The 13,248-nt window shown below is 37.7% G+C and carries 6 protein-coding genes; 1 reads left to right on the top strand and 5 read right to left on the bottom strand.

The window, feature by feature from the left end:
• Positions 1 to 71: 71 nt before the first annotated feature.
• The 4 genes from IWC72_RS11515 to IWC72_RS11500 all read right to left on the bottom strand — a co-directional run bounded on the left by IWC72_RS11515 (position 72) and on the right by IWC72_RS11500 (position 10,890).
• Complete coding sequence (locus tag IWC72_RS11515) at positions 72 to 4,571, bottom strand: beta strand repeat-containing protein (protein ID WP_194529848.1); 4,500 nt, start codon at positions 4,569 to 4,571, stop codon at positions 72 to 74.
• A gap of 291 nt (positions 4,572 to 4,862) precedes the next feature.
• Positions 4,863 to 6,800 carry an OmpA family protein gene (locus IWC72_RS11510; RefSeq protein ID WP_194529847.1) on the bottom strand — a complete coding sequence of 646 codons (1,938 nt, stop codon included), beginning with the start codon at positions 6,798 to 6,800 and terminating at the stop codon, positions 4,863 to 4,865.
• A gap of 11 nt (positions 6,801 to 6,811) precedes the next feature.
• Positions 6,812 to 7,771, bottom strand: coding sequence for a PorP/SprF family type IX secretion system membrane protein (locus tag IWC72_RS11505; RefSeq protein WP_194526337.1), 960 nt, complete (start codon positions 7,769 to 7,771; stop codon positions 6,812 to 6,814).
• A gap of 14 nt (positions 7,772 to 7,785) precedes the next feature.
• On the bottom strand, positions 7,786 to 10,890 hold the full coding sequence (locus IWC72_RS11500) for a T9SS type B sorting domain-containing protein (protein ID WP_194529846.1): 3,105 nt from the start codon (positions 10,888 to 10,890) through the stop codon (positions 7,786 to 7,788).
• A gap of 387 nt (positions 10,891 to 11,277) precedes the next feature.
• Between IWC72_RS11500 and IWC72_RS11495 the strand changes: the two genes are divergently transcribed.
• On the top strand, positions 11,278 to 12,867 hold the full coding sequence (locus IWC72_RS11495; protein WP_194526335.1) for a peptide chain release factor 3: 1,590 nt from the start codon (positions 11,278 to 11,280) through the stop codon (positions 12,865 to 12,867).
• 60 nt (positions 12,868 to 12,927) lie between these two features.
• Here the strand turns inward: IWC72_RS11495 and IWC72_RS11490 are convergent, their stop codons facing one another.
• Positions 12,928 to 13,239, bottom strand: coding sequence for a DUF3467 domain-containing protein (locus IWC72_RS11490; RefSeq protein ID WP_038234848.1), 312 nt, complete (start codon positions 13,237 to 13,239; stop codon positions 12,928 to 12,930).
• Positions 13,240 to 13,248 lie beyond the last annotated feature (9 nt).

Raw genomic sequence — 13,248 nt, 5'->3', positions numbered from 1 at the left:
AAATAATTGTTGTATACACCTGAAAAACAATGGCAAACACCTTGTTTTTTGAGGTAACAAACTACAACGTTTTAGTTAGGCTTAACTCTATATGTAATTCTACGGTTAGTAATAACGGTATAAGCCTTAACCACACTTAAAGGAGAAAATTCCGAAGTGGAGTTGGCCAATGTAGCCGTAGTGGTTACCGTATTACCTAAACCGATACCCGAGGGAAGTGGAATACTGAACTTAAACTTGTTGATATTATCCGTATTAGTATCATCATCAGTATATGCCGTTACCCTTGTTTCCGTATCGGAAGCAGAACCTTCTACCATGGTATTAAGGTATCGTTGTCCCTCACCATAGTCGTATGTCATTCCTAACCTATTATCCCCTACAGCGGCGGTACCTTCGTTTATATCGGTTGCAAAAAGCTCTATTGTAGCTCCTGGTCTTGACCAGCCTTCTACAACTAGGTTTGTTCCTGAAACATACGCTCCCGTAATTATAGGAAAGTTTAAAGCCCCGTTTGGACCATTGTCCGCATCGCCAGAGTCATTAATGGTTACGCCATCACCTAGTCCGTTTGACACATCAATGTCGATACCTAAGGCCGGACTGGCTGTTCCGTTATTATAAATAGAATTTCTAGAAACTAGATTTCCTGAGGTATTACCTCCACTTAAAACAACACCTGCCCCGCCATTAGAAGCTATACTATTGTTTGTTATTGACGAATTGCTTCCGTCCAAGCGAATACCTGCATTAGCAATATCGCCTGTACAGTTACCTCCATCCTGACCTGAGTTGGTAATGGTATTCTCGGTAATTGTCAAGGAACCGCTTATTCCTTCTGCATCAATGCCCAAAGAAGCCGCCCTATCAATTAAATTTTGTTGAATTATAATGCCTGACCCACCACTAATTTTGATATTATCGAAACAAGCACCGTTCCCATTTTCTGTAATATGGTTATTTTGGATGATCGTTGATGTACCTCCGCTTATCAAAACACCTGCATCTGTATTTCTCGCAATATAATTACCGTCTACTATAGATTCACCACCAGTAACTTCCACTCCGTAATCTATATTACCTTGTGCATCACCTAAAGCATTTACACCCAAAAGATTATTTAAAATGGTAGCTGAGCCACCCTGAACTCTTATTCCTGCATTATTATTGGCCCTAACCGAAATACTACGTGTTACCACATTGATGCCATTTAATTGAAGGACATCGCCCCCTGGCCTATACAGTTCAATTTCAGGTCTATCAAAATTTGGCAAACTAGTGTTTGAAATCCCAACTCCCGTACCACCCGAACCTACACTTCCTGCGTTGGTATTACCAGAATATGCTGTTTGTGTGCGTCCATCAATAACCGAATTTACACCTGTGACTACAGGAAAAATATCTGAATTTGACATTGTGATAGTAAAGTAACCGTTAGCAAAATTAGCATCGGCAGTTCTACCTAATGGGTCTCCGGTGGAAGGTATCATAAAAATAGAAGTGTCCTCACCTGCTGCAGGATCGAATATACCATTAGCTTCAATATCCAAACCGACTTCACCAATGTCATTAGAATTCTTAATAAATTGTGAGAATGAGCCTTGACCAGCTTCGTTTGTGTTCACTACTGTATTAAAGTTGAACCCGAAATTGATACCTACTACTCCATTTCCTGCCACTTCTACGTTTGATCTACTTTGTGCATTATTAATAACGCCTAAAGACACATCTTGAAAAGCAGTTGGATTAGCTCCTCCTACTTCGTCCGTAATATCTACTATACCACCACCTGAAGCCGTTTCTGTCCTATAAGTCTGAACCGGGTAACATGCCGAACAGTTAGCCCCACTATCTCTGGTAGACCGTACGGTTGAACTCACTACTTTTATAAAATAATCGCCATCTGCCATACCTCCAAATGAGTAATTCCCATTTGCCTCCGTATTTTTTCTTTGGATGAAAGTGCCCGAGGAATCAAAAAGTTCAACGATTGCACCTGAGATTCCTACCCCTCCTGAAGCTACTTGATCTCTACCTGGACCTCCTGGGTAGTTAACATCCTCAAAAACACGACCTGCAATTAAGTTTGACGGAACTTTCAAAACTACCGCTGCAGAAATCACAAAATCCTGACCTACATCAACGTTTGCTGTAACCTCACTATCCGCAGGTTCTATGAATGATGAAATATCATACGTATCTAAATCCACACCGTATGTACTCGCATTGTTATATACAGGACCAACAGTATTGTCATAAATTGTGGAGTTATATGAATTGTTACCTGTTTGACCTCCATCGCCTGTAAGCACAAAATTCTGGTTTCTTTGATTGGTAATAGACAACTCCTCAGGATTGGTAGAACCTGAACTAGATCCGTTCAGATCAGGATCACCCTCCCATGATAAAAATGAAGCTTTGGCACCTGTTCCCGATATGGCATAAAATGAATCCAACGTAAAAGAGTTCCCGTCATTACTAAGTCCATCAAAACCTTGATACAAATTAATATTTACGGCCGGCAAAGAACGATCTTCATAAAAAACCATTAATGCCCAACCCCCTAGAACTGTACTTGTAGTACAATATTCTCCTGTATTATTAATTGTAAGGTCACTAAAATCAAAGACGTTATTGGATAAATCTGATACTCCTTGTACTATAGTAGTGACATCACTTACATACCCAAAAAAGTTTCTGTTGCCTAAAGATGTCTGATATAAAAAATTAGCAGAAACGCTTTGACCTTCAAAAGTTACATCTGCATCACGTACCGTACTTGAATGCGACCAGTAAAGGTATGCTCTTTCAACAGAAGCCGTTGCCGGAACAGGAGAAACCAAACTATTGGATGATGATGTGGTAACCGCACAGGGACTAGCACCATTAGGGCTTGTACGTAGCGTTCCCCCAGTAGTTGAATAATCATAATACCCATCAAATTCTTGAAATAAGGTTAATGGGTCATTTGCCAAGATTTGAGAATTTATGGTTCCTTTACCTGAATCGTTATAATTTACAACGGCATACTGTGCAGTTGCTCCAGTAAAAACAATATCAAAATCTTCTGCAAATTCTGGCACCCCGTCATTAGCTATAGGTACCGATATGGTCTGAACATTATTTAATTCACCTGTAAATGTTAATGTACCGGATGATGCGGTATAATCACTTCCCGCTAATGCTAATCCGTCTACGGTCTGAAAATCTACCGTAAAAGGTGCTTCAACAAAACCAAATAAGAATACATTTCTTCCATGGGCCGCTCTCGTAGATCTCACGGTAAAAACTGCATTACCCACATCTTCATCTATTGTAATATCTTCAATTATAATAATGGGACCGTCAGCAAAACAATTAATTTCTGCCTCCCAACCTGCTCCGGTATTACTTCCGTTAGAAACGAACCTAAACGTTAAACAACCAGACGCTGCTGACGAATTTATAGAAGTTGGGACATTAGCACTATCATATTGCCCGATTAAGGTAGCACCCGTTGAATTGCCATCGTATATATATAAAATATCTCCAGAAACAATTTCAAAACTTGTAAAATTGATATTTAAGTACGTGTCTGCCGTATCTGGACATATCGTATAGGTTACATCTTGGTTGTTGGAATAGTTAGAAAGTCCACCTGGATCAAAGAAAGTATCACTACACGTAGTAGCACTACCTCCATCCGTCATTATTAGGGCGTCATCATCAATTATAGTTCCTGTAGCGGTGTCACTAATATCTACTTGAGGGTCTGATGCCAGTGTAAACTCTAAAGTGAAATTTTCAGGATTCTCTATAGTTGCATCATTTAAAATAGGGACAGTTACAGTTTCCGTATCCCCTGCCGTACCATTAAAGTTTAGGATACCAGATGTTGAGGTATAATCACTGCCATCTAAAGCAGATCCATTTACCGTTTGATAATTTACCGTGAAAGGAGTTGTAGCATTTGTACCCGTATGCCTAACAGTAAAAATAGCATTACCCCCATCTTCATCTATCGTTACATCATCTACTTCTATTACAGGTATGGGAGCTGGAAAGGTTGCGCTTATTTGAAAATTATCTATAAGTGCATAATCATTGTTATTCCAATTAAATCCAGATTTTGCAAATCTAACTGTAGTTGTTGCTGAAATAAACCCAGAAATATCTTGACTAAACGTTCCTGAATTATTATTTCCTGAAATTGTACCTACTGAAGAGTAAGTAGCTCCCCCATTGTTCGAAACTTGAATATCCAAAGCCCTACCCCCAGTAAGACTAATAGATTGCCATGTAAAGCTTAAAACAGCTGTTGCTGCTCCATTCAAATTAGCAGACCTCCGTATAGTTTCGCCGTAAATCCAATACAGTTCTAATCGGTTGCTACTTATTCTAATATATTGACTTGCAGGACCATTATTTGAATCCCCTGTTTCTATCCAATTGGTAGAAAAGTTAGAACTACCATTGTTGTTGGAATAGGATACACTGCTAAAATTGTCACGATAGGTTTCCTGAGCGACCAACTGTAAAGAACACAGCATCACCAAAAGAACATAAAAAAACTTGGTATGGTTAAACAACATTTTTAGCAACTCAATATAGCTTTGAATATTTGCCGACCGAATAGATCGAACGCATGAATGAGCAAATATATCTGTACTTAAGCTACTTAAGAAAAATTTGTTGTGAAGACCTCAATTGTAGGCGTAACGGATTGTTTTTGCAATGTTAAGGCATTTCAAAGCATGCTGAATTACCTTTAAAATATATAGGTAATCGATTAAATACCCATCTATTTTTAATGTATATCAAACAACAAATGCAGCTACTTTAAAGTAGCTGCATTTGTTATTCTATGTTATATAAGTATTTAATTATTCAAGAATGATGAACTCTGACCGTCTGTTCAACTCATGATCTTTATCCGAGCATTTAACACCGTTGGCACATTGGTTGATTAATTTTGTTTCACCAAAACCTTCACTATCCAATCTCTCTTTTGCGATTCCTTTTTTAACCATATAGTTTACAGTAGATTCAGCCCTTTTTTGAGAAAGCCATAAGTTATAAGAATCTTTACCTCTACTATCTGTATGAGAATTTACTTTGATTCTTAAACTAGGATATTTTTCCATAGCGGCAATTACTTTCTCTACCTCTATTTCAGAATCTTTACGAATATTATACTTATTAAAATCGAAATATATCGTACTCAATTGAAGTAGTTTGGCCAAATCATCTCCAAAACCTGCGGTAACAGAATCTCTTTCTAAGTAGAAATCAATTGTCTTTGGCTCTCCGTCAGATTTACCTAAGTATTCCTCTGATGGGATATAACCTTCTGTCATAGCTCTTACAAAATTACCTTGGGTACAATCTACCAATATATTGTACCTACCTTCGGCATCTGTAATGGCAGACATGATTTCGTCATTATTTTCATTGATAACCTTAACAGACGCCCCAATTAAAGGCTCATTGGATATCTTATCTCGCACCACACCCGAAATAGCCTGTTCACAGTCTATAAGTAAAGGTTTGGTTTCTAAGAAGGTATAAATATCATCTGCACCTTGGCCTTCTGAACGGTTAGAGGCAAAATACCCTCCTCTTGTTTCCTCATTAAAGATGAATGTAAAATCGTCCATACGCCCATTAACAGGCTCCCCTACATTCATTACATTTCCATCTAATCTACCGTTAGCTACTTTGGTTCCGAAAATATCCAAACCACCGAGACCGGGATGCCCATCAGAAGAAAAATATAGAACATCTTCACTGGTTATGAAAGGAAATGTTTCTCGTGCTTCCGTATTGATAACCGAACCTAAATTTTCAGGCGTTCCGTAAGTTCCGTCTTCGTTTATGGAAACCCTAAAAATATCGGATTCACCTAAAGTACCTGGCATATCTGACGCAAAATACAACGTCTTTTCATCATGACTTAAAGCTGGGTGAGCTACTGAATACTCATTACTATTGAATGGTAACTCCTCAATATCAGACCAGACACCTTCTACCATTTTAGCTTTGAATACTTTAAGACGAATTACTCCGTTTTCGTCTTTTACATACTTACCTGCCTTAAAGTTATTTCGAGTAAAATATAATATATCACCCGCCTGATTTACTGTAGAAGTAGATTCGTGTAATCTTGTATTGACGTGATCACCAAACTTAATAACCGTTCCTTTAGAAACGCTATCTGCATTTACCTTATAAAGATCTAAAAAGTCTTTTGAGTTCCAAGTATGACGGTAGCGGGCAAAGTTACCGGTATCCCTATCAGAAGAAAAGATAAGACCCTCTTTATAAAAAGAAGGTGCAAACTCTGAATATGGAGAGTTATATTGAAAAGGAGATACATTATATCTTCCTGAATTTCTTTTAATATCGTTTAAATAATCTTGCTCATCTTTATAAGCTGTAGCTCTAGCATCATCTGAAGTAGCTTCTACAAACTTGGCCATAGCCTCTTTTGAAGCACCATAATCCTCTAAAGTTTTTAAGGTCTGAGCATATCTAAAATAATATTCAGGACCAATTTCATCTGGATACTCATCTACCAGCCTCTTATATGTTTTTGCCGCATCTTCGTAATCTGCATTAAAATAGTAAGAATTACCTAATTTCTTAAGTAAATCTGCCGATGCATAACCACGGTCCAAAACCTTTTTATAAATGTCTATAGCTGGACTGAAAGAATACTCGTCGTATTTTTCATTGGCTTTGGTTATAAGCTTTTCTTGAGCAAAACCACTGACGCCCATAACAAAGACCAAAACAAATAGAATGTGTATTTTTTTTATCATAAGGCAAGGGTTTAGAAGAAACGGGGAGACACTAGTTTTTCAAATGATTTCACCAATTCCCATCTTAGAAAAATTTCAAACGATCCGCTATTGAACTGAGTACTACCAAAATCTGTAGTTTCTTTATCATAGGCCAACCCTAACATAATTTGGTCCGATATCTGAAACCCAGCTAACGCACTTACAGCGGCATCCCATCTGTAGGCAGCACCAAAAGAAAATTTCTCTGCAAAGAGAAAATTAGCCGATACATCTACCTGAAGCGGTGCACCGCCAACAACCTTTGTTAAAAGTGCTGGCTTGAACTTGAAATTATCATTCAAATCAAATACGTAACCCGTAATCAAATAGAAATTTACCCGGTCCTTTGCCAAAAAGTCTATCTGATTAGCATCATTATCCCCCGTGTCAAAATGTTCTACCTCCAATAAGTTTGGTGCGGATAAACCTGCATAAAATTTATTGGTATGATAATACATACCCAAACCTACATTAGGAGAAAATCGGTTTTCAATATTATCCGTACCTACCGCTTCTTCAAAACCGGGTCTTTGTCTTAATTGTTCAAAATCTAAATTCAGGATATTACCTCCTAATTTTAATCCAAACGATAATTTTGCTTTTAGAGAAACATCTATTGAATACGAAATCAATCCATCAATATACGTTTCCTGAACAGTACCTTCTCCAATTTTATCATTGACTACAGATAACCCGTACCCCACTTTACTATTTCTAATAGGGGAATGTAAGTTAATGGTAAAAGTTTCTGGTGAACCGTCTAAACCTACCCATTGAGACCTATATAGGCCCGCTATACTAAGCTGCCCCCTAGAGCCTGCATAGGCAGGGTTCACGCTCATAGTATTAAACATATACTGTGTGTATTGGGCATCTTGTTGGGCGGAAGCCGTTTGACAATAAACCAATACCAAAAATAAGGCGGCTAGTAGTTTGTTTTTTATAATCATACCTACTTTATAGATTACTTGCTAATGTAAATATAACCACTATCAGTTATATTCTCTTTGTTAACAGTGGTGTACTCAAAGATATAAAAATACACACCCGCTGGTAAATAATCTTGTCCGGCTATTGTAGACCGTCCTTTTGATCTACCATCAAAAACATTGTTTTGATTGTTGTAATCTTCGCCTTCATACACAGCCACTCCCCATCTGTTGAAAATCTTAAGGCTATTATCTAGAGCCTTGTCTACATTTTCAATCCACAAGAATTCATTTTTACCGTCACCATTTGGTGTTACCATTTGCATTACCACGATATCTGTTTTTTCCTCCGGGTCAAGGTATGAAGGTGTACCATCACCGTCAAGGTCATCATCAGTAGGGTCACCATTATTATTCCCGTCTTCATCTGGTGTATCGATTCCATCACCGTCATCATCTAAATCACGGTAATTTACATCTTCCGTACCATCTGTATCCGGCAAATCGTTTGCAGGATCGTCTATTTCATCATTTACATCAAAACCGTCATTAACATCAGTTCCTTCGTAACCATCATCTAAACCATCTCCATCTGTATCTGTTCCTGTAAAGGACTGATCAGGAGCACCATCGTAGTTAAAATCGTTACCTTCATTATTATCGAATACCAAATCGTTATCACTATCTAAATCTATATAATCCTGTTCATCAGTCCCATCTGTGTTAACTGGAGTTAATCCATCTGGGTAAGCTGAATTTAGACCATCATTAGCTTCATAAGTTGCTTCATCATCCTCATTAGGTGCAATATAACCATCTGTAGTCTGAGCCTCAACATTGTCAGGAATACCATCATCATCAGAATCAATATCTAAATGATTAGGTCTACCATCACCATCAGAATCTAATGGGTTTGTTAATGGGTTATTATCTCCATCAGTATTCGGGTCTTCTACTGTATCAAGTATACCGTCATTATCATCATCCAAATCTACTCTGTCCGGAACCCCATCTCCATCAGTATCGCGATCATTTCCATCAGGATTGGAGTCTGGGTCTAAATAATCTGGCGTACCATCCTCATCTGTATCATCATTAGTTGGGTCGCCATCTCCGTCAGCATCTTCGTCTGGAGTATTATAACCGTCACCATCATCATCTAAATCTCGGTAATTTACATCTTCAGTACCATCTGTGTCCGGCAAATCATTAGCTGGATCATCAATCTCATCATTTACATCAAAACCGTCATTAATGTCACTACCCTCGTAACCATCGTCTAAACCATCTCCGTCTGTATCAATACCTGTGTAGGTTTGATCAGGAATTCCATCAAAGTTGAAGTCATTGCCTTCATTATTATCAGGTACTGTATCATTATCACTATCTAAATCAATGTAGTCTTCTGTGTCCTCTCCGTCTGTATTAACCGGTGTTAATCCATCTGGGTAAGCACTGTTTAAACCATCATTAGCTTCGTAAGTTGCTTCGTCATCCTCATTAGGAGCAATGTACCCCTCTGTGGTTTGAGCCTCTACATTATCTGGAATACCATCATCATCTGAGTCAATATCCAAATGATTTGGAATACCATCTCCATCCGTATCCAAGGGATCGGTTAATGGGTTATCATCACCATCTGTATTTGGGTCTTCTACCGTATCTAGAATACCATCATTATCATCATCTAAATCTGTTGCATCTGGAACACCATCACCATCCGTATCCGTAGTAGTATCTTCATCAAACTCAAGGTAATCTGGTGTTCCGTCTCCATCTGAATCATCATTAGTAGGATCACCATCTTCATTAGCATCTTCATCTGGGGTGTTTATACCATCGCCATCATCATCCAAATCACGATAATTTACATCTTCAGTACCATCTGTATCAGGTAAGTCATTGGCTGGATCATCAATTTCATCATTAACATCATAACCATCATTAACATCACTACCTTCATAACCGTCATCTAGGCCATCTCCATCTGTATCCATTCCTGTATAGGTCTGATCTGGAATACCGTCAAAATTGAAATCGTTACCTTCATTATTATCAGGCACATCATCATTATCACTGTCTGCGTCAAGGTAGTCTTCGACATCGCTATCATCTGTATTCACAGGAGTTAATCCGTCTGGATAAGCAGAATTTAAACCGTCATTTGAAATATATGTAGCTTCATCATCCTCATTAGGTGCAATATAGCCTTCAGTAGTCTGAGCCTCAACATTATCTGGAATACCGTCATTATCAGAATCAATATCTAAATGATTTGGAATACCATCTTCATCTAAATCATACGGATCTGTAAGAGGGTCGTCATCACTATCAAGATTTGGATCTTCATCCATATCTAAAATACCATCATTATCATCATCTAAATCTATAGCATCAGGAACACCATCATTATCAGTATCAACTTCTATGCATTTAATTGGTAAAATACTTAAATGTATTCCGTTAACTGGCGCATCAGAAGTTGTATAAAACTGAACTTCATCTACAAAATCCTGAGACTCCCAATTAAAACGACTTGAAGAATTTACATTTTGGTCGGTTATATTTTCAACGAAATAATCATTTCCATTGTTACCAGAAACAACACCAGCAGGTAAATTGCTTGTCTTAAGAATATACATAACGTCATCAAGAGCAATAATACCGTCTCTATGATTTGCATCTACTCTAACAGAATGTGCGGCAAGAATTTTAACAGGAACTGTACCTGAGAAGGAAAAAGTAGTAGGTAGACCGTTATTTACTTCAAAAGACCCGCCAGAACTCTTAGTGTTAGCTCCGGTAACAGATACCAAAACACTACCCGCAGGAAGACCCCATTTTGAACTTAAATCTACATTTTCAGCAGAAAGGCTACCATCGGTAACTCCATCAGCAAAACCAAAATCATCACCGAAAATTTCAATAGTAGCTAATTCCATACAGTCATCAGTATTGGGCATATTAGCTTCTGCTTCGCTGACATTTTCAACTTTCACATCATCTTTGTCACTAAGCATATCTATGCTACTTTCATTAGCATACAATGAAGAACCTAAACCAAAAACGGCTAAGGCAAAAGTATAAGTCACGGTTTTAATCGCAACGTTCTTAAAATTAAGTAGAGTAATTTTTTCCATAAATGTTTAGCTTTCATTAAACTAATCACCATGGCGTGTAGGTAAAAATGTATATCGTAAGAAGTTGGGATACTTCAATTCTAGGTGCAAGATATATTTAATATTTCGTTAACCAAATTGTTTTGAAAGTATAAATTATGAATTATCCTCCAAAGACATATTTATTCGGTAAAGGGCTGAAAACAATGCCTTTTACGTCTTTTTAAAACTGCTAGAATTAGACATAGAATTTAGTAAAAACTAATAAAATCGATATTTTCTGCAGTTCATCGGTTTATATAAAACCCTAACCTTTTCCCTAAACCCAGTAGGTTATTAGCTCAGTTTTTACTAAACTTAAATCAGGCAGTAACTATAATTTAACGTATTTTTGCACAAATTTTCTTCATGAGTTTTAAAGATGAGATTCAACGGCGTAGAACCTTCGGAATAATATCACACCCAGATGCAGGTAAGACCACATTAACAGAGAAACTTCTGTTATTTGGCGGAGCTATTCAGGAAGCTGGAGCCGTAAAAAACAATAAAATAAAAAAAACGGCGACCAGTGACTTTATGGAAATAGAGCGCCAAAGAGGTATTTCTGTGGCTACCTCGGTACTTGCGTTTATATATAAGGATAAAAAAATAAATATTCTTGATACTCCTGGTCACAAAGATTTTGCTGAAGATACGTTTAGAACACTCACCGCAGTAGACAGCGTTATTGTAGTGGTTGACGTTGCCAAAGGTGTGGAAGAGCAAACCGTAAAACTGGTAGAAGTATGCCGCATGCGTAGCATACCTATGATTGTTTTTATAAACAAGCTGGATAGGGAAGGACGCGATGCTTTTGACCTTCTTGATGATTTGGAGCAAAAACTGGGCCTTGCCGTTACTCCTTTGAGTTTTCCAATTGGTATGGGATACGATTTTAAAGGAATCTATAATATATACGAGAAAAATATCAACCTTTTTAGTGGAGATAGTAAAAAAAATATTGAAGAAACGATTGCTTTTGATTCTATTGAGAGTCCGGAGTTAGAGCAAATTATTGGCAACAGTGCTGCTGAAGAACTGCGTGACAATCTAGAATTGGTAAGAGGTGTATATCCGGACTTTGATAAGAAAAGCTACTTAGCAGGTACACAACAACCTGTATTTTTTGGTTCTGCCCTGAACAATTTTGGCGTTCGTGAGTTATTAGATTGTTTTATTGAAATTGCCCCGTCTCCACGTCCTAAAAAAGCTGAAGAAAGACTTGTAGATGCCGGTGAAAAAGAAATGTCCGGTTTTGTATTTAAAATTCATGCCAATATGGACCCCAAGCATCGTGATCGATTGGCATTCATAAAAATTGTTTCCGGAACGTTTGAACGAAACAAACCCTATCTACATGTTAGGAATGGCAAAAAGTTAAAGTTTTCTAGTCCGAATGCTTTTTTTGCCGAGAAGAAAGAGATTGTAGACATATCATACCCAGGAGATATTGTAGGGCTTCATGATACCGGTAATTTTAAAATCGGAGATACGCTTACGGAAGGTGAGGAACTACATTACAAAGGCATACCTAGCTTTTCTCCTGAGCATTTTAGATACATTAACAATGCTGACCCCATGAAGTCCAAGCAACTTTACAAAGGAATTGACCAGTTAATGGATGAAGGCGTAGCCCAGTTATTTACCCTTGAGATGAATGGAAGAAAGGTAATTGGAACTGTTGGAGCACTTCAATTTGAAGTTATTCAATACCGTCTAGAGCATGAGTACGGAGCCAAATGCACTTATGAAAACTTTCCTGTATTTAAAGCCTGTTGGGTAGAACCGTCTGATCCTAAAAACGATGAGTTTAAAGAATTTAAAAGGGTGAAGCAGAAGTTTTTAGCAAAGGATAAGCGAAATCAATTAGTCTTTCTTGCCGATTCGCAATTCTCATTACAAATGACCCAGCAAAAATACCCAAGTGTAAAACTTCATTTTGTTTCTGAGTTTAATTGAAAACCAGAAAGTAGGTTAAATAAAAAATGCCTTTTGCAAAAGCAAAAGGCATTTTTTATTTTAAGCCTCTCCAGTAGGGCCAAAATTCATAGGTATTGGTGGTTGCTCATAGTCCTTTATGGTACCATGTGCAGCTTCAAAACGCTTTACATTATCGTTCAAAGCCTTTAAAAACTTTTTGGCATGCTGCGGCGTAAGAACTATTCTACTCTTCACCTTAGCCTTTGGCGCTCCTGGCATCATGCTAATAAAATCAACTACAAATTCTGAAACAGAATGGTTGATAATAGCTAAATTAGAATAAATACCTTCCGCTGTCTTTTCATCCAACTCTATGTTAATCTGGTTCTGCTTTTGTTCTTTTTCGCTCATATATAGAAA

The sequence above is a fragment of the Zobellia roscoffensis genome, assembly GCF_015330165.1.
GTDB classification, from domain to species: Bacteria; Bacteroidota; Bacteroidia; order Flavobacteriales; family Flavobacteriaceae; genus Zobellia; species Zobellia roscoffensis.
Note: the sequence above shows the minus strand (reverse complement) of the source record. Positions and strands in the feature narration are given on the sequence as shown.